Here is a 23,684-nt window from a genome sequence, read left to right as displayed (position 1 = left end):
GTGTCGTCTGCGGAAGCGCCCCCTCCACCACGGCCTGCGGCCGCGGTCCCCCTCCCCCGCTGACGCGAGGGAGGACTTTAGGCCCCCTCAGCTTGCGACGAAGCAGCTTTCGCCCGCGACGCGCAGGCGGCCGCAGATGTCGGCGGCCTGGTTGGCGCTGCCGGCGTTGACGCGCAGGCGGTAGAGGGTGCGGCCGCCGGTGGCGACCGATTGCACCGACTTGCCGAGCGGTGCCAGATAGCTGAACCGCTTGGAGAAACCGTCCCATGCGCTGTTCGCCAGCGCCTCGCTGGGATAGGCGCCGAGCTGGACCAGCGAGCCGCTGGCGCCGGTCGCCGCCGGCTTGCGCTGGACGCTGACCGGCTCCGCGGCGACGAGCTTGCCGCTCGATGCGGGCACCTGCGCGACCGCGTTGCTGCCGCCGGGGCCTGCGGTCTTGGCGGTCGGCGTGACGCGATGGCCGTCGATCGGCTTTTCCGGCACCGCGTTAAGGTCGATCGAGCCGTAGCCCGCCTTGCCCGCGCTGGTCGCGATCGCGGCATCGCCCTCGCCCTTGACCTTGAGTCCGCCGGGTTCGTCGGGCTTGACCTTGTAGTCACCGTCCTGCGCCGCGATCAGCTGGCCGTCCGCGGTGGCGCGGGTCTGCAGCTTGTAGATGCCGAAGATGATGAGCGCGAGCACGGCGAGCCCGACGACGACCAGCGCGATCGTCTTGCCGATCGGCGCACCCTGTTCCTCGTCGGGCTCGACGGTTTCGAGCCACGGCAGGCGATCCTCGTCGCGCAGATCCAGTCCGTCCCCCATCACTTCATCTCCGAAACCGCGACCACACCCATGATGCTCAGCCCGTTACGGATAATCTGTGCGATCGCCGTCGCCAAGAACAGACGCGCCGCGGTGGCATCATGATCGTCGACCACCAGGAAGCGACGGTCGGGCCGGTCGTTGCCGACGTTCCACAAGGCGTGGAAAGCGGCAGCTAAGTCATACAGATAGAACGCAATTCTATGCGGCTCGCGCGCCGTTGCGGCGGTCTCGACGATGCGTGGGAATTGCGCGGCGAGCTTCACCAGCGCCAGCTCCTCCGTATCAAGCCGGGACAGATCGGCGGTACGCGCGTTGATCCCCGCCTCCTCGGCGCGGCGGTGCAGCGAGGCGACGCGGGCGTGCGCATACTGGACGTAGAAGACCGGATTGTCCTTCGACGCCTCGACCACCTTGGCGAAGTCGAAGTCCATCTGCGCGTCGGAGCGACGGGTCAGCATCGTGAAGCGGACGACGTCCTTGCCGACCTCGCGCACCACGTCGGCGAGCGTGACGAAATTGCCGGCGCGCTTCGACATCTTGACGGGCTCGCCGCCGCGCAGCAGCCGTACCATCTGGACGAGCTTGACGTCGAAGCGCGTCTTGCCGCCGGTCAGCGCGGCGACCGCGGCCTGGATGCGCTTGACGGTGCCGGCATGGTCGGCGCCCCAGATGTCGATGAGCTGATCGGCGGACTGGCTCTTCTGGAAATGATAGGCGAGGTCGGCGCCGAAATAGGTCCATTGGCCGTTCGACTTCTTGATCGGCCGATCCTGATCGTCGCCGAACTGGGTCGAGCGGAACAGCGGCAGCTCGACCGGTTCCCAATCCTCGGGTGTCTCGCCCTTGGGCGCTTCGAGCACGCCGTCGTAGACGAGGCCGCGCGACCGCAGCTCCGCCTCGGCCGCCTCGGGCTTGCCGGCGGCCTGCAACTCCGCCTCGGACGAGAACAGGTCGTGGTGGATGCCGAGCAGCGCGAGATCCGCGCGGATCATCACCAGCATCGCCGCGACCGCGCGGGTGCGGAACAGCGCCAGCCATTCGGCTTCCGGCGCATCGACGTAGCGGTCGCCGAATTCGGCGGCGAGCTCCTGCCCGACGGGGACGAGATAGTCGCCGGGGTAGAGCCCCTCGGGGATCGCGATCGTCTCGCCGAGCGCCTCGCGGTAGCGCAGGTGCGCGGAGCGGGCGAGCACGTCGACCTGACCGCCGGCGTCGTTGACGTAATATTCGCGGATGACCTTGTGGCCGGCGAATTCGAGCAACGCGGCGAGCGCATCGCCGACGACGGCGCCGCGGCAATGGCCCATGTGCATCGGGCCGGTCGGGTTGGCGGAGACGTATTCGACGTTGACGCTCACCCCCTGCCCCAGCGTCGAGCGGCCGTAATCGTCGCCCGCCGCCTGGATTTGCGCGAGTTCGTCGCGCCATGCGGCATCGGTGAGACGCAGGTTGATGAAGCCGGGGCCGGCGACGCTCGCCTCGGCAACGTCGTCGAGCCTGGCGAGTTCGGCGGCGAGCGCCTCGCCGAGCGCCCGCGGGTTGAGCTTGGCGGGCTTGGCGAGGACCATCGCGGCGTTGGTGGCGAGATCGCCATGGGTGACGTCGCGCGGCGGCTCGACGGTCACGTTCTTGCGGTCGAGGTCGGCCGGCAGCGTGCCGGCCGCGGTCAGCGTGTCGAGAGCCGCGGCGACATGCGCGGCGAAGCGGGTATAAAGCGTCATGAGCGTCCGTTCGGCGAAAGTCCCCTGCTCTAGCTCACAAGCGGGGTGGGTACAAATAGCTGCGCTGCACCATGGCGTGTTGGACGACATGGACAAGATGGACACCTTAATGGAAACGATCGGGGGTGATCGTTTCCGTTTCTGCACTGATCGGTCGATGCGCCACGTCGAGGCGAGACCGACGTTCAGGGTTATAGAGCATTCCTCCCCCGCCAGGGGGAGGTGGCAGGCCGAAGGCCTGACGGAGTGGGAGGATACGGCAACCGAAGACATCGCTTACCTCCCCCTCCGTCACGGCTTCGCCGCGCCACCTCCCCCTGGCGGGGGAGGACTTTAAACGAGCGTCGATGCTAATCTAGCAAAGGGAATGCGTGTAGGACAGCCGGCCTCTCACACCCGCAGCAATCCCTCGATCGCCGCCGTCTTCGCGCTCGCCGGGAACAGCGCGGCCATCGCGCGGGGCGGCTCGACCGCGAAATGGTCGGCGACCGCGCCGCCGATGAAGGCGTCGAGCGGCGTCGTCGGCTTGAGGTCGCGCGCCTCGTAGAGGCTGGCGGGGGCGAGACCGGGCCAGTCGGCGAGGACGCGGCCGCCGCGGACCGCGCCCCCGAACAGCATCGCCGCGGTGCCGGTGCCGTGATCGGTACCGCCGGTGCCGTTGATCGCGACGGTGCGGCCGAATTCGGTGGCGACCAGCACCAAAGTATCGTCCCACACCGGGCCGAGCCCCGCCTGGAGCGCGCCGAGCATCGCATCGAGGCCCTTGAGCTGCGTCGCGAGGCGGCCGCGCTGGCCGGCATGCGTGTCCCAGCCGCCGGTCTCGATCGTCGCGATGCGCGCGCCGTTCGCCGGCGCGAGCAGCCGCGCCGCCAGCGCACCGGTCGCGGCGGCGTTGCGGCCGTTGTCGCGGGTGAGGTCGCCGGTCAGCTGGCGCGTCTGCATCGCCTCGTTCCACAGCCCGTGGAGCTGCGCATCGCCTTGATAAAGCTGCGTTACCCGAGCGAGCAGGTCGTCCGACGCATCGGGTAGCGACGAGGGCGCGTAGCTCGCCACCTCGCGGCGGCCGCGCAAGGCCATCGGCACGGTGGCGGCGATCGCGATCGCCTTCGCATCGTCGGTGGGAACGACGCCGAGCAGGCGGTTCATCCAGCCGTCCTTGAGCTGGTACGCGCCGATGCCGCCGGTTTCGAGCACGTTCTGGCCGTCGAAATGCGAGCGATCGCGATAGGGCGAGGCGATCGCATGCGCGAACAGCGCCTGCCCCTTGCCATAAAGCGCGGCGGCGTTGGCCATCGCCGGATGGAGCGCGAACATCGCATCGAGCTTCGTGCCCGCGGTCAGGTCCGCGGCGAGGTCGCCGCGCGCGCCGACGAAGGCGGGATCGCCGACCGCGCCGATCGTGCCGAGCCCGTCCGCCGCACCACGCTGGATGATGAAGACGAAGCGCTTGGCGGTCGCCGCCTTGGCGAAGGCCATGCGCGGCGCGAAACTGCCGAGCAGGCCGAGGCCGCCGGCGGCGAGGAAGGAGCGACGATCCATGATCTTACCTCCGCATCATTTCGGGTGAGACGAGCAGGAGCGAGAGCGCCTGCCCGGGACTTTCGGCGCGGGCGAGCGCCTGCGTCGTCGCGGGCGAGACCGCATCGGGGAACAGCCGCGGCGCGAGCGCACGCGCGTCGATCGTCGCGCCGGAGCGCGCGGCGAAGCGCTCCGCCGCCTCGACGCGGCGCATCACCGCATCGGGACCGGCCCAGCTCGGCGCGGTGTCGTCGTAACCGATGGGCTGGCCGGGCTTCCACACCGGCTGGCCCAATTGGTTGAGCAGGCCCTGCACCGCCTGCGGCTTGACGTCGGCGAGGCCGAGCGCGCGGTAGCTGGAGACCGCCCATTCCCACGGCGTCTTGAACTTGGCCGGCGCCGGCCGCCACGCCTCGGGCGAGGCGATCAGCGCGCGATAGACGGTGGGCAGATCGCCGTTCGAGCGGCGGAACGCCGTTTCCAGCCGCGCGACCATCGCCGGCGGCGGCGCGTCGCCGGCGAAATGGCGGGCGAGCTTGGTGGCGATATGGCGCGCGGTCGCGGGGTGGACGGCGAAATCGGCGAGCGCGGCGCGGGCCTGCCCCTCCTCGCCCGCCGGATAGGTCTTGCCGAGGATCGTGCGCGCGCCGGGCTGGTGGATGTCGGGCACGAAGGCGAAGCTGCCCGGCGGCCGGTCGGCGACGAAGCGCGCGGCCGGGCCGCCGCCGATCACGCCGACCGTCCAGCCGGTCATCGCGCGGGCGAATTCGGTGACGTCGGCCTGGGTGTAGCCGGTGCGGACGCCGAGCGTGTGCAGCTCCATGATCTCGCGCGCGAGATTTTCGTTGAGCCCGACCTTGCGCTGGCCGCGCGCGGCGGCCCTCGCGCCGACCGGACTGTCGGGACCGACCGATACCGCCTGGTCGAGATAGAGCAGCATCGCCGGATGGCGCTCGACCGCGAACAGCATGTCGGCGAAACGGCCCATGACATGGGGGCGGATCGCCTCCATCTCCAGCGTGCCCGACAGGCCGGTGAGTTCGAGCTTGTCGGCCGAGACGGCGAAGTGATTCGACCAGAACCAGACGAGCCGCTCGGCGAAGGGCGTCGGCGTGGCGATCGCCACGGCGGTGCGCGCGCCGACCAGATCCGCGTAATCCTGTTGCGCTGCATGCTGGGCGGTGTCGCGCGCCAGCTGCTTGGCGTCGCGTTGCGGGGCAGCGGCCGGTGTCGGCGGCGGCGCGGTCATCGGCTGGGTGGCCATCGGCGGGGTGGCCATCGGTGGCGTGGCCGGGGTCGGGGGCGGCGTCTGGCGGATCTGGCGTTGCGCCGCCTGATAAGCGGCGAGGTCGGCGGCGACCTTGGCACTGGTCGGCGCGGCGGCGACCGGTGCGGGGGTCGTCTGGTAGGCGGCGATCTGCGTCGTTAGCCAGTTGCGCGGGTCGGCCGGCGGCGACTCGTCCGCACGGGCACCTAAACCGAACCTATTCAATGCGATGGCCGCTTCAGACATGCGATGCTCCTCGCTCCCGGACGCGCAGGATAGGTCCGAAATGTCGCAGAACTATGCCAGTTGCGGCGTATCGATTGCGTGCAGCACAATCGGTCCATTGTGGATTTGCATTTGAGCGGCTTGCTGCACTGCAATATAGGAAGGCTCAGAAAGTTCGGAGGGGACCTGATCGAGCGCGATACACTCTGCGGGAGGCGATCATGCGCAAGACTGTTGTCCTACTGGCCGTCGCGGCGGCCACCCTCGTCTCGACCGGCGCGGTGGCGCGCGATGGCGAACGGACGTTCCAGCACGAGGGGAGCACCTACGTCTACACCGCGACCGACGTGTCGACGGACCGCCACGTGATCCGCGGCCGTCGCCTTCCGGGCGGCGAAAGCTTCCGCTTCGTCGTGCGCGGCAGCCACGTGACCGGTGCCGCCAACGGCGTGCCGGTGTCGTTCCGCACCGCCGATGCGCGCGGCGCGGTGAGCCCGACGCGGCTGGCGTCGCGGTAAGTATCGGGCGGGCGGCGGGCGGGGTTACCCTGCCCGCCGTTCCCGGATTGCTGCACAGCCTTCGCGAAGGTCGACCACGCCGCGCAAGCCCAGCAGTGTTCCTGCGGAAGCAGGAAGCGAGGGCCAAGCAGAGCAACGGTTTACGGCATTCGGAACCCTGGGCTCCTGCCTTCGCAGGAGCACTGGTGGGCGTTACTTGGGTGCCGGCTTGTCCCGGGAGGGAATGCGCTTCCGTAACCCGGTGGGCCACGGGACGCGGGGCTCGACCGTCTGCGGTCATCGAGCCCCCTCTCCCGCGCATGGCCCCTTCCCTAAAACCCCTCGGGCAATTCGATGGCCCCGACTAGTTCGCGATAGCGGGCGATGGCGTAGCGGTCGGTCATGCCGGCGATGAAGTCGGCGATGTGGCGGCTGCGGCCGGGTTCGTCGTGCGGCACGTCCTCGGCCCATTCGGTGGTCATCGCCGCTGGGTCGGCGCGATAGGCCTCGAACAGGCCGGTGACGATGCCGTGGGCGGTATCGGCGGCGGCGAGCTGGCGCGGATGGTGGTAGAGGTTGGCGTACATGAAGCGCTTGAGGTCGCGCTCCTCCTCGCGCATCGCCGGTGAGAAGCCGCATAGCGCCTCCCCCGCCGCGCGCACGTCGTCGGCGCTGGTGACGCCCGAGGCGGCGATGCGGCGGCGTGTCTCTTCGATCAGATCGTTGACCATCGTGCCGATCTGGCTGCGGACGAGTTCGCTCGCCAGCCGCTTGGGCGCGACATCGGGAAAGCGCGCGCACGCCCCCGCCCAGCCGCGCGCGACGATCGGCACCGCGAGCAACTGGTCGAGCGTCAGCAGCCCGGCGCGCAGCCCGTCGTCGATGTCGTGATTGTCATAGGCGATGTCGTCGGCGATCGCCGCGACCTGCGCCTCAAGGCTGGCATGGCTGGTCAGATCGAGCGGGAAATGCGCATCCGCCTCGCGTAGCGCCCAGCCGGGATGGCGGACCGGGCCATTGTGCTTGGCGAGCCCCTCCAGCGTCTCCCACGTCAGATTGAGCCCGTTCCAGCGCGGATAGGGCCGCTCGATCAGCGTCAGCGCACGCAACGTATGGCCGTTGTGGTCGAAGCCGCCGGCATCGGCGAGCGCGACCTTGAGCGCATCCTCGCCGGCATGACCGAACGGCGGATGGCCGATGTCGTGCGCGAGGCACAGCGCCTCGGTAAGATCCTCGTTGAGGCCGAGCACGCGCGCGATGGTCCGGCCGATCTGCGCGACTTCGAGGCTGTGGGTCAGGCGGACGCGGAAATGGTCGCCATCGGGCGCCATGAACACCTGCGTCTTGTGGCGCAGGCGGCGGAAGCTGATCGAATGGATGATGCGGTCGCGGTCGCGCTGGAAATCGTCGCGCGGACCGCGGGCGGTCCCGGTCTGTTCCTCGTAACGGCGACCTTTACTGCGCGCCGGGTTCGAGGCCCAGGGCGCGCGCAGGCTCATTTACCCCTGCCGGCCGGTAATTTGGTGACGGTCTGGCCGGGGTCGCTGGTGAAGGTGAAGGTCGCGACGCCTTCCTTCTTGAGCTGGTTGACGAAGCTGCGCGCCTCGGCGTCGGTCTTGAACGGACCGACGAGCACGCGGTTGGTGGCGCGCAGCGGCGTCGACCAGGCGCTGCGGCCGGCGAACACCGTCGGCGCCTTCGCCTTCACCGCGGCATAGGCCTTGGGCAGATCATTCTCGTTGGCGCCGCCGGCGACCTGCACCCAGATGCGTTCCGGATTGGCGCGGGCGAGGCGCTTCTCCTCGGCGGCGGCCTTCTTCTCTTCGGCGGCCTCCTTGGCATCGGCGAGCTTCTTCGCGTCGGCGAGCTTCTTGGCGGCGAGCGCCTTCTTGTCGGTCGCGGCCTTGCGGTCGGCGGCGCGCTTCTCGGCGGCGGCCTGAACCGCCAGCGCCTTCTCCGCCGCGGCGTCGCGCGCTTCCTTGGCCTTGGCCTCGGCGATCACGCGTGCGGCGGTATCGGCGGGCGGGATCGCGGCAAGCGGTGCGGGCTTGACCGGCTCGGTCACGCCGAGTTCGGACGCCGGGATCGACAGGCCGGCGACGATCCGCGCGAGCACGCTGTCCGCCTCGGCGCGCGACGGCGGTGCGCTGTAATTGGCCGGCGGGGTGGTGGTCGCGGTGACCGCGGGCTGGCTCTGCGTCGCCGCAGGCGGCGTGCTCGACGGCGACGCGGCGGCGGTGAAGCCGGGTGCCGGGGTGGCGGTGGCGGGCTGCACCGCGACCTGCGGTGCCGGCGTGGTGGTGAAGCCGGGCTGAGGTGCCGGGGTCGCGGGAAGCCTTGCCGATGCCGTTGCGCTGTAGACCGGTGTCGGTGTCGGTGTCGGTACGCTCGTGATAGCCGTTACGGGCGACGACGGGCGCGGCTGGACCGATGCGAGTTGCACGGGCGCGGCTTGCGTCACCGCCGGCGTGCTCGTCCGGACCGGCGGCAGCGCGGATGCCGTCACCGGGGCGGGTGTCGGCGACGGTGTCGGCGTGCTGGCGAGCGTCACCGGCGCGCTCTGCGGCTGCGACGGCAGCGGCTGGACGCGGGCGAGCGCGGCGGTCGCCTGCTGATAGGTCGGCGCGGGTGTCGGCGTGCGGGTGGCGACGGACGGCTGGACCGGCACCCGTGTGTTCGATGCGAGCGCGACGCCATCGCGGCTGCCGCGGCGGCGCCGGTCCTTCTTGCCGGGCTGGACGGCGGGCTGCACCGCGGCGAGCGCGACCGGTGCCGGCTCGGGCGCGAGCTGCGGCAGGATCGGCGCGAGGCGCGAATCCGCGAGCCGCTCCGGCGTGGTGTGGACCTCGCCGAAATGCACCGCGAACGCCCGGTCGGCGGCGGGCAGCGCCGGCAGCCGGCGGAAGAACGGGATCAGGCCCTGCGCCATGCCGGGCGGCAACATGGTGGTCGCGATCTTCTCGGCACCCGCCTGATCGCCGCCCATCGCCAGGATGAAGGCGCGGATGCGCCAGGCGCTGCGGTCGGTCTTGCGGAGCAGCGGGTCGAGCTGTTCGAGCGCCTGTTCGCGCTTGCCCGAGATGCCCAGCGACAGCGCGTAGCGGCGGACGATCTCGTCGTCGGGATCGGTCTTGAGCGCGAGGCGATAGTCGCGCTGCGCGCGCTCCTGCTGGCCGATCAGATCGTAGGCGAGGCCGCGGTCGCCGGCGAAGCGGCGCACGTCGGCGCCGGCCGCCTCGGCCTGCGAGAAATAGCGCAGCGCCTCGCCGGGGCGCTCGGAGCGGACGAGGATCGCGCCCTCGCCGGCCTTGATGCGCGGATCGCCGACCGACACCTTCTCGGCGCGCGCGTAGAGCGAGGCGGCACCGCTGAGATCGCCGAGCGACAGCGACAGATCGGCGGCGGCGATCAGCGCGTTGAGATCGCGCGGATTGGACGCGAGCGCGCGCATCTGCTCGGCGAGCCGGTCGGCGTCGGTGGTGCCGGGCAGCGCCTGCACCACCTCCTGCGCGAACAGGGCGGCGGGCGCGGTCGCCAGCAGGAGCGCGGCGGGCGCCATAAGGGAGGACAACGGAAATCGCATGAGGTCGCGGCGACTAGAGCCGAGCGCTCCTGAACCGGCAATGTCCGATCACGCGACGCGCGGCGAACGGAGGCTGAACGGCGACGAACATCGGTGGGGGGCTCTGTTTGGTATGCGGTCGCATCGAGGACGTCAGGGACGTTCCATCCGATCGTCATTCCGGCGAAAGCCGGAACCCATGGTGACGATGTTTCAGACGAAGCACGCAACATCATCGCCAACGTGACCATGGGTCCCGGCTTTCGCCGGGATGACGAAGATCAGGGGCGCCCTCCCTCGCTGAAGCAAGGGAGGAGTTGAGCGTTACTGGTTGTTCTGGCGGTGGAGGAAGCGGGGGATGTCGATCGGGTCCTTGCCGTCCTCGGGCGCCTCTTCGCGTGCCGGGCCGCGGGCGGCGTTAGACATGCGCTCGAACAACGTCCCGCCGAGCTTGACGCGCGGCTGCGGTGCGGCGTCGGGCGCGGCGGCCTCGCTGCCCGGGGCGATCCACGGGCGACGGCCGGCTGCGGCGTCGGGAGCAGGCGCGCGCGCCGGTGCGGCATAGGGCTCTTCGCCATAAGCGCGGGGCTGCGGTTGCGGCTGGGGCTGCGGCGCGGCGGGAACGATCGTCTCGGCACCGAGCACCAGTTCGTCATCGCTCGCGGCGGGTCGCGCATCCGGCTTCACCGCGTCGGCGGGTTGCAGGTCGAGCGGTGCGGGCGGCGCGGCCGGGGCAGGCGCGGCCGGGGCCTCGGGCGTCGTCGCGCCGGTCGGGCGGAACGAGGTGCTGTCGTCGGTCTTGCGGCCCATGCCGAAGCTGAACGACTTGGCGGCTTCCGGTGCAGGCGCCGCGGCACCCGGCTTGGCGTCCGAATCGATGCCGGTGGCGACCACCGACACGCGGATGCGGCCTTCCAGCTCGGGATTGAACGCCGAACCCCAGATGATGTTGGCATCGGGATCGACCAGGTCGCGGATGTGATTCGCGGCTTCGTCGACTTCGAGCAGGCGCATGTCGTCGCCGCCGGTGATCGAGATGATGACGCCCTTGGCGCCCTGCATGCTGACGCCGTCGAGCAACGGATTGGCGATCGCCTTCTGCGCCGCCTCGAGCGCGCGATTGTCGCCCGACGCTTCGCCGGTGCCCATCATCGCCTTGCCCATCTCCTGCATCACCGAGCGGACGTCGGCGAAGTCGAGGTTGATGAGGCCGGGCATGACCATCAGATCGGTGATGCCGCGGACGCCCTGCTGCAGGACCTCGTCCGCCATCTCGAACGCTTCCTTGAACGTCGTGTTGGCGTTGGCGATCAGGAACAGATTCTGGTTGGGGATGACGATCAGCGTATCGACGTACTTCTGCAGTTCCTCGATGCCGCCGTCGGCGCTCTTGGCGCGACGGTTGCCCTCGAAGCTGAACGGCTTGGTGACGACACCGACCGTCAGGATGCCCATGTCGCGCGCCGCCTTGGCGATCACCGGCGCCGCACCCGTGCCGGTGCCGCCGCCCATGCCGGCGGCGATGAAGCACATGTGTGCGCCTTCCAACCGCTTGGCGAGGTCGTCGATCGTCTCTTCCGCCGCGGCGCGGCCGATCTCGGGACGCGATCCGGCGCCGAGACCCTGCGTGATCTTGGCGCCGAGCTGGATGCGATGCGGTGCGATCGACGATTTCAGCGCCTGCGCATCGGTATTGGCGACGAGGAAGTCGACGCCCTGCACGTCGGCGCGCATCATGTTGGCGATGGCGTTGCCGCCGGCACCGCCGACACCGATCACGGCGATGCGGGGGGTCAGCTCGTCGACCTCGGGAGTGATGAATTCGATGCTCATGACGTAACTTTCTCCGCCCCATCCGGGTAAACGCGCCGGGACACTGATTTAACCTTTTGCCTCAACGACTCATGCGGTGCCACAGAAAACGCGCAATCGTCGTCATCGGCGCTCAATAATTCGCGCGCGCCGCCTGGATGAGCTTGCGCATCATGCCCATGCCACGCTGCCGATGAACGGTGGTTTGCTGCGGCGCGACGCCGCGCAGGTCGATCGGATCGGCCGCGGCGTAGAAAGCGAGCCCCGCCAGCGTCGCGAACGCCGGGCCGCCATGCGCCTCCGGCAGAGCGGTCAGCCCGCGCGGCCGGCCGATCCGCACCGAACGGCCGAGCGCCTGCTGCGCGTAATCGGCGATGCCCTTGAGCTCGGCGCCGCCGCCGGTGAGCACCACCTGCCGCCCGACCGGCCCCTCGAACTTGAGCTGCGCCAGCGATTTGCGGATTTCGTCCATCTGATGCTCGAGCCGCTGGCGGACGATGCCGATCAGCTGCGCCTTGGTGATCTGCATCCCGCCATGGACGTCGTCCTCGGCGGCGATCGGCATCACCGGGATCATCTCGTGATTGTCGCGCGGCGAAGCGTTGGCCGAGCCGTGGAAGCATTTCATCCGCTCCGCCTGCGCGCGGCGGGTGCCGAAGGCGCTGGCGATATCGTCGGTGATGTCCTGACCGCCCATCGGGATCGAGCACAGGCCGACGAGCATGCCGCCCGCGAACAGCGAGACGTTGGTGATCCCCGCCCCCAGCTCGACCAGCGCGACGCCGAGCTCGCGCTCCTCGTCGGACAGGCAGGCGAGCCCGGTGGCGACGGGCGCGGCGATGATCGACTTGACCTCGAGATGCGCGGAACGGACGCACAGGTCGAGGTTGCGCACCGGCGAGCCGTCGGCGGCGACGACGTGGATGTGCACGCCGAGCCGGTCGGCATGCAGCCCGAGCGGCTTCTTGACGCCGGTCAGCCCGTCGAGCGTGTAGAGCGCGGGCTGGGCGTGGAGCACCATCCGCCCCTGCGGATCGATCGAATTGCGCCCCGCGGCGAGCAGCGCGTCGATATCCTGCTGTTCGACGCGATGGCCGCCCAGCTCGAACTCGACCTCGGCGACGTCGCTGACCAGGCCGCCGGCGGAGAAGCCGACCCAGACGTTCTCGATGTTGATCCCGGCGATCCGCTCCGCCTGTTCGACCGCCTCGCGCACCGCCGCCTCGGTCGCCGCCATGTCGGCGATATAGCCGCGCTTGACGCCGCGACTCTCGCGCTGGCCGGTGCCGAGCACGATCAGCTCGCCGCCGTCGCCCTTCTGCGCGATCATCGCCGAGACCTTCGACGACCCGATATCGAGCGCCGTGATCAATCCTTCCGGTGCAACCTTCGCCATTAGCCCTCAGCCCCCGCTTGCCTGTTGGTCGTATCGGTCGACGGTGTCGCCACCTCGCTCGGGTCCGGCACGTTATGCGCCATGCTCGCCCCCGGCTTGCGCGCGACCAACTTGCTCGGGTCGCGCATGTCGAAACGGATCCAGCCGCGCCCGAGCAGCGGCCGTGCGCCATCGAGTTCGGCGAATTTGAGCAAGGCCGCGGGCGCGCCATCCTCGGGCAGCGCCAGCGTCTCGCCGCTGTCGAAGGTGAGGTCCCAGCGGCGGTTGCCGATCCAGGTCGCCGCCTTGACGCGCGGTTTCAGCGCGGGCGCGGCGGCGAGCAGCGTCTGATAGCCCGCCTCCTGCCGGTCGGCGCCGGGGCCGATCACCAGAGGCAGATCGGGGATGGCGTCGGGCCGGACGGGTTCGAGCAGCACGCCGTCCTTGTCGATCAGCGTGAGCTGGCCATTGTCCTGCCACACCGCCGCCGGGCTGCGCTCGACGATGTCGACCAGCAACGTGTCGGGCAGCCGGCGCGAGACGTGCGCGTCGGCGATCCAGCCGTAGCGCAGCAGCTTCTGCCGCACCGCCTCCAGATCGACGAGCGGCATCGCGCGGCTCTGCTGATCGAGCGCGACCGCATAGACGCTCATCCGGTCCATCCGCTTGAGCCCGGTCACCTCGATCTGCTCGACGCGGAAGCCCGCCTGCCCCGCGCCTTCGGCGATCGCCGAACCGATCATGCCGGGGATGCCGATCCACGTCACCGCGGCGAGCGCCAGCGCGATGCCGCCGCCGGTGATCGTCCAGGTCGCCGCCTTGCGGATCGTCTCCTCGCTGACCGGCACGGCGGACACCGCGCGCTCGAACAGCGAAACCTTGCGCACCGGTTGCTTGCGCCGCCCGGTCGGCCGCTTGGGCGGCGGCCCGCGCTTGATCGTCCGGCTCATCCCCGTGGGTCCTTCAGGGCGGGGTCCCTGAGGGCCTCGTCGACGATCGCCTGGACGAGGTCGGCATAACTCATGCCGATATGGCGCGCCTGTTCGGGGACGAGGCTGAGCGGCGTCATGCCGGGCTGGGTGTTCACCTCGAGCAGGAACAGGCCGTCGACGCCGCGCTCGTCGTCCCAGCGGAAGTCGGAGCGCGACGCGCCCTTGCAGCCGAGCAGGCGATGCGCCTCGAGCGCGAGGCTCTTGCAGGCGTCGGCGATCGGATCGGGGATATCCGCCGGGCAGACGTGTTCGGTCAGGCCGTCGGTATATTTGGCGTCGAAATCGTACCAGCCGTTCTTGGGCTTCAACTCGGTGACGCCGAGCGCGCGGTCACCGAGTACCGCGGTGGTCAGCTCGCGACCACGGACATAGGGCTCGGCGAGCAATTCGGTGAATTGCTGCCACGGGCCGGCGACGTCGCGGCCGATCGGATTGCCGTAATTGCCGTCGTCGGTGACGATCGCGACGCCGACCGATGAGCCTTCGTTGATCGGCTTGAGCACATAGGGGCGCTGGAGCGGATCGCGTTCGAAGATCTCGGCGCATTTGACGATGCGGCCGCCGGGCATGGGGATGCCGGCGGGGACGAGCACCTGTTTGGTCAGCACCTTGTCGATCGCGATCACCGAGGTGGCGAGGCCCGAATGCGTATAGGGGATGCCCATCAGGTCGAGCATGCCCTGCACGCTGCCGTCCTCACCGGGCGAGCCGTGCAGCGCGTTGAAGACGAGATCGGGCTTGGCCTCGGCGAGTCGCGCGGCGACGTCGGGCTGCATGTCGATGCGGGTGACGCGATGGCCGAGCGATTCGAGCGCGTCGGCACAGCCGTTGCCCGATTGCAGCGACACGGGGCGTTCGGCCGACCAGCCGCCCATGAGAACCGCGATGTGCATCAAATCCTCCCCGGCACGGGGAGGTGGCAGCGCGCAGCGCTGACGGAGGGGGGCATCCGCAGACGCTGCACTGCGTGGAGAGCCCCCTCCACCATGCTGCGCATGGTCCCCAGCATCGGGTTGAACATGCCCCGCATGTTCAAGGATCGTCCGGGGGACGATCCGACCCGATACTCCGTGCCGGGGAGGAATTTCATCGTACCCATCACTTCGCCACCCCGACCCGCTGGATTTCCCATTCCAATGTCACGCCAGACTGTGCCTTCACCTTGTCGCGCACCTCTTCGCCCAGCGCCTCGATCTCCGCCGAGGTGGCGGACCCGAGGTTGAGAAGGAAATTACAATGTTTCTCCGACACCTGCGCGTCGCCGCGGGTCAGGCCGCGGCAGCCGGCGGCGTCGATCAGCGCCCACGCCTTGTGGCCGGCGGGGTTCTTGAAGGTCGAGCCGCCGGTCTTCGAGCGCAGCGGCTGCGACGCCTCGCGCTCGGCGGCGATCCGGTCCATCTCCGCACCGATCGCGGCGGGCTCGGCGGCATGGCCGCGGAAGGTCGCGGCGATCACCACTGCGCCCGCAGGCAGATCGCTGTGGCGATAGGTATAGCCGAGGTCCGCAACACCGAGCGTGCGGCGCTCGCCTGAGCGCAGCACGACGTCGCAGTCGACCAGCACGTCCTTGACCTCGCGGCCATAAGCGCCGCCGTTCATCCGCACGAAGCCGCCGACCGTGCCGGGGATCGAGCGCAGGAATTCGACGCCGCCGATGCCGGCATCGCGCGCGGTCGAGGAGACGAGGATGCCGCTCGCGCCGCCGCCGCAGCGCAGGCTGGTGTCATCGATCCGCTCGACCTGCGCGAACGCCTTGCCGAGCCGTACCACCACGCCGGGCACGCCGCCGTCGCGGACGATCATGTTCGAGCCGAGGCCGAGCGCCATCACCGGCATTGCCGGATCGCATTCGCGTAGGAAATCGGCGAGATCGTCGGCGTCCTTGGGCTCGAACAGCCATTGCGCGGTGCCGCCCGACTTGAACCAGACGAGCGGCGCCAGCGGTGCGCCCTCGGTCAGGCGCCCGCGCACGGCCGGGAGATCGATTATCCCCGCATTCACCAAGGGCCGACACCCCATAGGCGCGTCCACGCCTGGATCGCGGCAAGATTCGCCTCGGCCGCCTTGCGCGTCGCCTCCTGCGCCTGGACCAGCGCCTCGCCGGCGCCGACCGCGTGGCCGCCGGCTTCGAGCGACTTGCGCTGCGCATCGAGCATCTGCTTCTGGAGCTTCAGTCCCGCATCGAACCAGTCGTTCATCGCCGCTCTCCGATCGCGCTGGCCAGCCCCGCCGCCCATTTGGTGATGTCGCCCGCGCCGAGGCAGACGATCATGTCGTCCGCCTGGATCGTCGCCGCGAGTTCGTCCGCCAGCGCATCGGCGTCGGCGATCGTCGCCGCCGAGCGATGGCCGCGGCGCTTGAGCCCGTCGACCAAAGCCTGCGCGTCGACGCCCTCGACCGGCGCCTCGCCCGCGGCATAGACCGGGGTGACGAGCACGCGATCGGCGTCGTTGAACGCGGTCTGGAAGTCCTCCATCAGATTGCCGAGCCGCGAATAGCGGTGCGGCTGGACGACCGCGATCACCCGGCCGCGCGCGCCCTCGCGTGCGGCGGCGAGCACGGCGCGGATCTCGACCGGGTGATGGCCGTAATCGTCGATGATCGTGACGAAGCCGCCGTCGACCTCGACCTCACCGACCTTGGTGAAGCGGCGCTTGACCCCACCGAACGCGGAAAAGCCCTGCTGGATGGTCGCATCGGGAATGCCGAGTTCGAGCGCGACGCCGATCGCGGCGAGCGCGTTCTGGACGTTGTGGCGGCCGGGCATCGGCAGCTCGATCCCCTCGATCGCGCGGGTGGTGCCGTCACGCTCGCGCACGACGCAGTCGAAGCAGTTGCCGCCCGGCACCGGCGTGACGTCGACGCCGCGGATATCCGCCTGCGCCGAGAAGCCGTAGGTGACGACGCGGCGGTCGCGGACGCGCGGCAGCACGTTCTGCACCTCGGGATGATCGAGGCAGAGCAGCGCCGCGCCGTAGAAAGGCACGTTCTCGACGAACTCGACGAAGGCGTCCTTGACCGCGTCGAACGAGCCGTAATGGTCGAGATGCTCGGGATCGATGTTGGTGACCACCGCGATCGTACCGTCGAGGCGCAGGAAGCTGCCGTCGCTCTCGTCCGCCTCGACCACCATCCAGTCGCTCGCGCCGAGGCGCGCGTTCGAGCCGTAGCTGTTGATGATGCCGCCGTTGATGACGGTCGGGTCGATCCCGCCCGCATCGAGCAGCGCGGCGACCATCGAGGTCGTCGTGGTCTTGCCGTGCGTGCCGGCGACCGCGACGGTCGATTTGAGCCGCATCAGCTCGGCGAGCATCTCGGCGCGGCGGACGACGGGAATGCGCCGTTCCAGCGCCGCCTCGACCTCCGGATTGGTGCGCGTGATCGCGGTCGAGGTGACCACCACCGCCGCGTCGGCCACGTTGGCGGCGGCATGGCCGATCGTCACCGCGATGCCCTTGTCGCGCAGCCCCTGCACGACATAGCCCTCGGCAACGTCGGAGCCCTGCACGGTATAGCCAAGGTTCTTCATCACCTCGGCGATCCCCGACATGCCAATACCGCCGATGCCGACGAAATGGATCGGGCCGATATCGGTCGCAACGCCGCGGATCATGGCTCGATCCTCCCCGTGCCGGGGAGGTGGCGCGGCGCAGCCGTGACGGAGGGGGGGCTCCACGAAGCACAGCGCAGGGGGAGCCCCCCCTCCACCATGCTGCGCATGGTCCCCCTCCCCGTGCCGGGGAGGAGTGTCAGGATGCGGATCATGCGAACGCCTCCTGGCGCGGGGCGGCCTTGCCGACGGGCAGGCGCGATACCGGCGAATCGAGGCTCTCGACGAGATCGGCGAGGTCGCGCACCGCGTGCGGGCGGCCGACGCTCCTGGCGCGGGCCGCGGCGTTTTCCAGCGCCGCGGGATCGAGGCCGAGCTTCTGCATCTGTTTGGCCAGCTCCACCGCGGTGAAGTCGGGCTGCGGGATGGTGCGCGCGCCGCCCGCCTTGGTGATCTCGCGCGCATTGGCGGTCTGGTGGTCGTCGGTCGCGGACGGCAGCGGCACGAGGATCGCCGGCCGGCCCGCCGCGGTCAGCTCGGCGATCGTCGAGGCGCCGGCGCGCGCGATCACCAGATGCGCCCAGGCGAGCTGTTCGGGCATGTCGGGGAGATAGGTGGCGAGCTCGGCCGGGATCTGATGCTCGGCATATTGCGCGCGCACCGCGTCGATATCCTCGATCCGCGCCTGATGCGTCACCTGCAGGCGGCGGCGGAAGGTGATCGGCAGCATGGCGAGCCCGTCCGGCACCACGCGGCTGAGGATGCTCGCGCCCTGGCTGCCGCCGGTGACGAGGACTCGGAAGATGCCGTCCTCCTCGAGCAAGGGATAGGGTCGCGAGCGCAGCGCCAGCACCGCCTCGCGCACCGGATTGCCGACGAGATGCACCTTGCCCTCATGCTTCACCGCCAGCCGCTCGGTCGTCGCATAAGAGGTGGCGATCGCATCGACGCGGCCGGCGACCAGCCGGTTGACGCGGCCGAGCACCGCATTCTGCTCGTGCACCGCCGTCGGGATCTTGTTGGCGAAGGCGGCGAGCAACGCGGGCATCGCAGGATAGCCGCCGAAGCCGATCACCGCGGCGGGCTTGAAGGTGCGGTACAATTCGCGCGCCATCGCGCGGCCACGCAGCATCTCGCGCACCGCCGACGGCCAGCCGGCCGGGCGCTTCACCTGGAAACGGCCGGCGGGCAGCACGTGCGTCTGGATACCGCCGGGTCCTTCGGCGAACAGGCCGGGGAAGCGGACGCCGCGCTGGTCGCTGATCAGGGCGACGCGATGGCCGCGCCGGGTCAATTCCTCGGCCAGCGCCGCGGCGGGGACCATGTGCCCCCCCGTACCACCCGCGGCGAGGACGTAATGCTTGCTCAATTCGATCCCCATCTCACCACATACGGGCTGCGCGTCAGGAACGGGTTGCGCCGCGTGAATGCGAGCAGCAGCCCCATGCCGATCGACAGCGCGATCATCGACGACCCGCCGTAGCTGATGAACGGCAGCGTCATCCCCTTCGACGGCGCGAGCCCGGTGTTCACCGCCATCGACACCAATGCCTGTGCCCCGAATTGCACCGCGAGCCCCGAAGCGGCAAGCAGTTTGAACTCGTCCTGCTCGTCGAGCAATTTGACGAACACGCGCACGACGATCGCGAGGAACACCAGCGCGATGATCGCGCAGGCGATCAGGCCGAATTCCTCGCCGATCACCGAATAGATATAATCGGTATGCGCCTCGGGCAGGCCGAACTTGACCGTGCCGCCGCCGGGGCCGGTGCCGGTCCAGCCGCCGCTGGTGATCGTCGCATGCGCGGCGTTGGTCTGGAAATGGTCGCTCGCCCCCTCGCCCTCGACGCTCGGGAACAGGAAGGCGTCGATACGATTGCGCGCGGTGCCGTAGAACATATAGGCCGCGGTCAGCCCGACCGGCACCATCGCAATGATGCCGCCGAGGATTCGCATCGGCGTCCCCGCGATCATCAGCAGCGCCAGCCATACCGTGCAGAAGATCACCGTCTGTCCGAAATCGGGTTGCAGCATCAGCAGCACCGCGATCAGCCCGGTCATCGCACCGGTGATCAGCACGGTCGGCAGCTCGGGGTCCTTGGCCTTCAGCGACAGCAGCCACGCCACCGTCACGATGAACAAGGGTTTCAGGAATTCGGACGGCTGAAACTGCGCGAAGCCATAGCCGATCCAGCGCCGCGCGCCGTTGATGCTGTTGCCGACGAACGGCGTGAGCGCGAGGCAGACGACCAGCACTGCCGCGCCGCCCAGCGCCAGCCGCCGCGCGAGCGGCACCGGCAGCATCGACACGCCGAACAGCACCGGCAGCGAGATGCCGACCCAGATGAGCTGACGCCAGAAATAATAGAGCGGCGTGAATTTGTGATGTTCGCCCGAATAGCGGACCGCGGTCGCCGGGCTCGCCGCCGCCACCGCGATCAGGCCGATCGCGATCAGGAACAGCGTCAGCAGCAGCAGCATCCGGTCGATGTCCCAGAACCAGGTGCCGAGCGGCGAGCTGTCGCCACGCCCGCCGCGCCGCTTGACCTTGGCGATCAGCGTGTCGCGCTCGGCGTCGGTCATACCGGCACTGGTCATGCGAGGGCCTCCACCGCCGCGCGGAACGCGGCACCGCGCTCCTCGTAATCGCGGAACTGGTCGAAGCTAGCACAGGCCGGCGACAAGAGCACGGTGTCTCCGGGCGTCGCCGCGGCGGCGGCCTGCGCGACCGCGGTGACGAGATCGCCGCTGTGGGTGACCGCGGGGACGCGGCCTTCGAGCAGCCCGGCGAACAGCGGCCCGGCCTCGCCGATCGTATAGGCGGCGACGACGCGGTCGAAATAGGGCGCGCAGGCGTCGAGGTCGTCGCCTTTGCGCTTGCCGCCGACGATCCAGTGGATGCGGCCGAACGCGCCGAGCGCGGGGGCGGTGCTCTCCGGATTGGTCGCCTTGCTGTCGTCGACGAAAGTGACGCCGTTGCGGACCGCCACCGTCTCCATCCGGTGCGGCAGGCCGGTGAAGCTGGCGAGGCCGCGATCGATGTCCGCCTCCGCTACGCCGAGCGCCTTGACCGCGGCGATCGCGGCAAGCGCATTCTGCGCGTTATGCGGGCCTTGCAGTGTGGGCCAGTGGGACTGGTCCATGCAGATGCCGGGCGCGATTTTGGTGAGATGCTCGCCGCGTGCCGACAGACCGCGCGCGATTTGCGCCGAGGGGGCGTCGCCGATGCCGATGATCGCAGCGTGACCGGGCGACTGCATCGCGAACAGCCGGGCCTTGGAGGCGGCATAAGCCTCGAACCCGTCGTAGCGATCGAGATGATCGGGGGTGACGTTGAGCAGCACCGCGACCTCGCAATCCAGGCTTTGCGTCAGGTCGAGCTGATAGCTCGACAATTCGAGCACATAGACGCCGCCTGCCGGCAGCGGCGGCTGTTCGAGGATCGGCAGGCCGATGTTGCCGCCCATCAGCGCCGGCACGCCCGCGGTCCGGAGGATATGGTGGATCAGCGCGGTCGTCGTCGACTTGCCGTTGGTGCCGGTGATGCCGACGACCTTGTGCGGCGGCAGGTCGCCGCGGGCCTGCGCGAACAATTCGATGTCGCCGATCACCGGCACACCCGCCTCGCGCGCGCGCGCGGCGAGCGGATGCGTGTTGAGCGGCACGCCCGGCGAGACGACGAGCCCCGCCGCGCCATCGAGGCTTAGTTCGGCGATATCGTGGACGATGAAGCCGTCGATCGCGGCGGCACGCGCGCGCGCGTCCGGGTCGGTGTCCCAGCCGACGACATAGGCGCCGCTGGCGGCGAGCGCGCGGACGGTGGCGAGGCCGGAGCGGGCGAGGCCGAGCACGGCATAGCGCCGGCCGGCGAAGGTCGGACTGGTGATCACCGCAGCTTCAACGTCGACAGGCCGGCGAGCGCCAGCACGAGGCTGATGATCCAGAAGCGGATGACGACGGTCGGCTCGCTCCAGCCAAGCTGTTCGAAATGATGGTGAATCGGCGCCATGCGGAAGACGCGCTTGCCGGTGCGCTTGTAGAAGAACACCTGGATGATCACCGAAAGCGCCTCGACGACGAACAGGCCGCCGACGATGCCGAGCACTATTTCGTGATGCGCGACCACCGAGATCGTGCCGAGCGCGCCGCCGAGCGCGAGGCTGCCAGTGTCACCCATGAATACCGCCGCGGGGGGCGCGTTGAACCACAGGAAGGCGAGCCCGGCGCCGATCACCGCGCCGCAGAAGATCGCCAGCTCGCCCGCCCCCGGTACGTGCGGGATGCCGAGATAGGTGGCGAACTTCACGTTGCCGGCCAGATAGACGATCAGCATGAAGGCGACGCTGGCGATGATCACCGGCATCGTCGCGAGCCCGTCGAGCCCGTCGGTCAGGTTCACCGCATTGCCAAAGGCGACGATGGTGAAGGCGGCGAACAGCGGGAAGGCATAGCCGAGGTCGAGGTACAACCGGTCGGTGAACGGCAGATAGAGATGCGGCCCGTTCTGCCCCATGATGATCCACGAGGCGATGCCGGCGATGGCGAATTCGAGCAGGAGGCGCGTCCTGCCGGAGACGCCCGCGGTACTGGCTTTGCGGACCTTGTCGTAATCGTCCATGAACCCGATCGCGCCGAACCCCAGCGTCACGAACAGGCACGACCAGACATAGGGGTTGCTGAGGTCCATCCAGATCAGGATCGCGAGGCTCATCGCGGTGAGGATCATCAGCCCGCCCATCGTCGGCGTCCCGCGCTTGGCGAGGTGGGTCTGCGGTCCGTCGGCGCGGATCGGCTGCCCCTTGCCCTGGCGCACGCGCAGCCAGCCGATGAAGCGCGGCCCGATGATGAGCCCGATCAGGAGCGCCGTCGCGACCGCCGCACCGGTCCGGAAGGACTGGTAGCGGATGAGGTTCAGCAATCCGGTGAAACCCAGATGCTCGGCGATCCAATATAGCATTACGTTCCGCCCCCCAGCGATCGCTGATCGCCCGCATTGGCGAGTCCCGCGACCACCCGCGACAACCCGACACCGTTAGACCCTTTGACGAGCACCGCATCCCCGGCGCGGGCCAGGGCCTTCACCTGGCCGAGCGCGGCGGCGGCGTCGGCCACATGCATGACTTGGGTGCGTCCCTCAAGGGCTTTGGCGAGCGGCGCCATCGCTTCGCCGACCAGCACGGCCGCTTCGACCCGCGCGGCGAGCACCGGCCCGGCGAGATCGGCGTGAAAGTCGTCGGAGGCGTCGCCCAGCTCGCGCATCTCGCCGAGCACCGCGAGGTGACGGCCGGGCTCGTCGGCGAGCACCGCGAGCGTCGCGCGCATCGAGGCGGGATTGGCGTTGTAGCTTTCGTCGATCACCAGCACGTCGCCGAACGCGACGAAGCGCGCGCCGCGGCCAGCGAGGCCGCCCATCTCGCCGAGCGCGAGACCGGCGCGGGCGAGATCGGCACCCGCGGCATCGACCGCGGCGAGCACCGCGAGCGCGTTGGAGACCCAATGCATGCCGGGCTGCGACAGAGTGAACGACAATTCGCGCTCACCGATCTTGGCGGTGACGAACGAGCCCCCCGCCGGCAGGCGCATCGCCTCGATCGCGCGGACGTCGGCACCCTTGGTGAGGCCGAAGGTGACGGTGCGCGCGGCATAAGGCGCGGCGGCTGCCATCAGGCGGTCGCGGTGCGGGCTGTCGTAGGGTACGATGGCGACGCCGCCGGGCTCAAGGCCGCGGAAGATCTCGCCCTTGGCGTCGGCGATCGCGCTTTCGTCGGGGAAGAAGGCGGTGTGCGCCGGCGCGATCGCGGTGACGATCGCGATATGCGGCCGCACCAGTTTCGTCAGTTCGGCGAGCTCGCCGGCATGGTTCATGCCCATCTCGAACACGCCGATCCTCGTGTCGCGCGGCATGCGGGCGAGGCTGAGGGGCACGCCGGTATGGTTGTTGTAGCTCTTTACCGAACGATGGACCGCGCCGGGCAGCGACCGGTCGAGCGCGGCGAACAACGCCTCCTTGGCGCTGGTCTTGCCGACCGAGCCGGTGACGCCGATCACCGTCCCCGCCATGCGCGCGCGGGCGGCGCGGCCGAGGTCGTTCAGGGCGGCGAAGGTGTCGGCGACGCGGACGTGCGGATGGTCGGTCGCAGCCGAGACGATCGCCCCCGCCGCACCCTGCGCGAACGCCTGCGGCAGGAAGCGGTGGCCATCGGTGCTCTCGCCGGTGAGCGCGACGAACAGGTCGCCGGCACCGACCTCGCGGCTGTCGAAGGCGACGCCGGTGGCGGCGAAATCGGCGGAGGCGGTGCCCGCGGTGGCGGCGGCGATCTCCGCCGCGCTCCAGAGGCTCATCACATCCTCCCCGGCA

The 23,684-nt window shown here is 69.7% G+C and carries 19 protein-coding genes; 1 reads left to right on the top strand and 18 read right to left on the bottom strand.

Annotated elements, in window-relative coordinates; translation table 11 throughout:
• Positions 1 to 87 precede the first annotated feature (87 nt).
• The 4 genes from ACLBWH_RS08270 to ACLBWH_RS08255 form a co-directional block, all read right to left on the bottom strand.
• Positions 88 to 804 carry an SPOR domain-containing protein gene (locus ACLBWH_RS08270; RefSeq protein ID WP_447798114.1) on the bottom strand — a complete coding sequence of 239 codons (717 nt, stop codon included), beginning with the start codon at positions 802 to 804 and terminating at the stop codon, positions 88 to 90.
• On the bottom strand, positions 804 to 2,528 hold the full coding sequence (gene argS, locus ACLBWH_RS08265) for an arginine--tRNA ligase (RefSeq protein WP_447798111.1): 1,725 nt from the start codon (positions 2,526 to 2,528) through the stop codon (positions 804 to 806). Before argS ends, ACLBWH_RS08270 begins: the two co-directional genes overlap by 1 nt.
• A 390-nt stretch (positions 2,529 to 2,918) precedes the next feature.
• Positions 2,919 to 4,067, bottom strand: coding sequence for a DUF1501 domain-containing protein (locus ACLBWH_RS08260; protein WP_447798109.1), 1,149 nt, complete (start codon positions 4,065 to 4,067; stop codon positions 2,919 to 2,921).
• A gap of 4 nt (positions 4,068 to 4,071) precedes the next feature.
• Positions 4,072 to 5,559 carry a DUF1800 domain-containing protein gene (locus tag ACLBWH_RS08255; RefSeq protein WP_447798107.1) on the bottom strand — a complete coding sequence of 496 codons (1,488 nt, stop codon included), beginning with the start codon at positions 5,557 to 5,559 and terminating at the stop codon, positions 4,072 to 4,074.
• A gap of 200 nt (positions 5,560 to 5,759) precedes the next feature.
• Between ACLBWH_RS08255 and ACLBWH_RS08250 the strand changes: the two genes are divergently transcribed.
• Positions 5,760 to 6,056 carry a hypothetical protein gene (locus ACLBWH_RS08250; protein ID WP_447798105.1) on the top strand — a complete coding sequence of 99 codons (297 nt, stop codon included), beginning with the start codon at positions 5,760 to 5,762 and terminating at the stop codon, positions 6,054 to 6,056.
• 311 nt (positions 6,057 to 6,367) lie between these two features.
• Here ACLBWH_RS08250 and ACLBWH_RS08245 read toward each other — a convergent pair whose 3' ends face one another.
• From ACLBWH_RS08245 to ACLBWH_RS08180, 14 genes are all read right to left on the bottom strand, one after another.
• Entirely contained in the window at positions 6,368 to 7,534 is a 1,167-nt protein-coding gene (locus ACLBWH_RS08245; RefSeq protein ID WP_447798103.1) for a deoxyguanosinetriphosphate triphosphohydrolase, read from the bottom strand.
• Positions 7,531 to 9,594, bottom strand: coding sequence for an SPOR domain-containing protein (locus ACLBWH_RS08240; protein WP_447798101.1), 2,064 nt, complete (start codon positions 9,592 to 9,594; stop codon positions 7,531 to 7,533). The genes ACLBWH_RS08245 and ACLBWH_RS08240 overlap by 4 nt, the downstream gene beginning before the upstream one ends.
• A gap of 327 nt (positions 9,595 to 9,921) precedes the next feature.
• Entirely contained in the window at positions 9,922 to 11,430 is a 1,509-nt protein-coding gene (gene ftsZ, locus ACLBWH_RS08235; protein WP_447798099.1) for a cell division protein FtsZ, read from the bottom strand.
• 112 nt (positions 11,431 to 11,542) lie between these two features.
• Positions 11,543 to 12,805 (bottom strand): cell division protein FtsA, encoded by a 1,263-nt coding sequence (gene ftsA / locus ACLBWH_RS08230; protein WP_038662151.1) that lies wholly within the window; start codon positions 12,803 to 12,805, stop codon positions 11,543 to 11,545.
• Positions 12,805 to 13,734: a cell division protein FtsQ/DivIB gene (locus ACLBWH_RS08225; protein WP_322848907.1), complete on the bottom strand. Its 930-nt coding sequence runs from the start codon at positions 13,732 to 13,734 to the stop codon at positions 12,805 to 12,807. Before ACLBWH_RS08225 ends, ftsA begins: the two co-directional genes overlap by 1 nt.
• Positions 13,731 to 14,669, bottom strand: coding sequence for a D-alanine--D-alanine ligase (locus ACLBWH_RS08220; protein WP_322848906.1), 939 nt, complete (start codon positions 14,667 to 14,669; stop codon positions 13,731 to 13,733). Before ACLBWH_RS08220 ends, ACLBWH_RS08225 begins: the two co-directional genes overlap by 4 nt.
• A gap of 205 nt (positions 14,670 to 14,874) precedes the next feature.
• Entirely contained in the window at positions 14,875 to 15,795 is a 921-nt protein-coding gene (gene murB / locus ACLBWH_RS08215) for a UDP-N-acetylmuramate dehydrogenase (RefSeq protein WP_447798096.1), read from the bottom strand.
• Complete coding sequence (locus ACLBWH_RS08210) at positions 15,774 to 15,974, bottom strand: hypothetical protein (protein WP_322848904.1); 201 nt, start codon at positions 15,972 to 15,974, stop codon at positions 15,774 to 15,776. Before ACLBWH_RS08210 ends, murB begins: the two co-directional genes overlap by 22 nt.
• Positions 15,971 to 17,386 carry a UDP-N-acetylmuramate--L-alanine ligase gene (gene murC / locus ACLBWH_RS08205; protein WP_447798211.1) on the bottom strand — a complete coding sequence of 472 codons (1,416 nt, stop codon included), beginning with the start codon at positions 17,384 to 17,386 and terminating at the stop codon, positions 15,971 to 15,973. The genes ACLBWH_RS08210 and murC overlap by 4 nt, the downstream gene beginning before the upstream one ends.
• Positions 17,387 to 17,537: 151 nt before the next feature.
• Complete coding sequence (murG, locus tag ACLBWH_RS08200; RefSeq protein WP_447798094.1) at positions 17,538 to 18,707, bottom strand: undecaprenyldiphospho-muramoylpentapeptide beta-N-acetylglucosaminyltransferase; 1,170 nt, start codon at positions 18,705 to 18,707, stop codon at positions 17,538 to 17,540.
• Positions 18,692 to 19,924 (bottom strand): FtsW/RodA/SpoVE family cell cycle protein, encoded by a 1,233-nt coding sequence (locus ACLBWH_RS08195; RefSeq protein WP_322848902.1) that lies wholly within the window; start codon positions 19,922 to 19,924, stop codon positions 18,692 to 18,694. Before ACLBWH_RS08195 ends, murG begins: the two co-directional genes overlap by 16 nt.
• On the bottom strand, positions 19,921 to 21,216 hold the full coding sequence (gene murD, locus ACLBWH_RS08190) for a UDP-N-acetylmuramoyl-L-alanine--D-glutamate ligase (RefSeq protein ID WP_447798092.1): 1,296 nt from the start codon (positions 21,214 to 21,216) through the stop codon (positions 19,921 to 19,923). Before murD ends, ACLBWH_RS08195 begins: the two co-directional genes overlap by 4 nt.
• On the bottom strand, positions 21,213 to 22,283 hold the full coding sequence (gene mraY / locus ACLBWH_RS08185) for a phospho-N-acetylmuramoyl-pentapeptide-transferase (RefSeq protein WP_322848900.1): 1,071 nt from the start codon (positions 22,281 to 22,283) through the stop codon (positions 21,213 to 21,215). Before mraY ends, murD begins: the two co-directional genes overlap by 4 nt.
• A complete protein-coding gene (locus tag ACLBWH_RS08180; protein WP_447798090.1) occupies positions 22,283 to 23,668 on the bottom strand; it encodes a UDP-N-acetylmuramoyl-tripeptide--D-alanyl-D-alanine ligase in 1,386 nt (461 codons plus the stop codon). The genes mraY and ACLBWH_RS08180 overlap by 1 nt, the downstream gene beginning before the upstream one ends.
• Between the last annotated feature and the right edge of the window lie 16 nt (positions 23,669 to 23,684).

The organism is Sphingomonas sp. M6A6_1c (assembly GCF_053345135.1).
The sequence above is the reverse complement of the archived record's forward strand: the minus strand, read 5'-3'. Positions and strand labels throughout refer to the sequence as shown.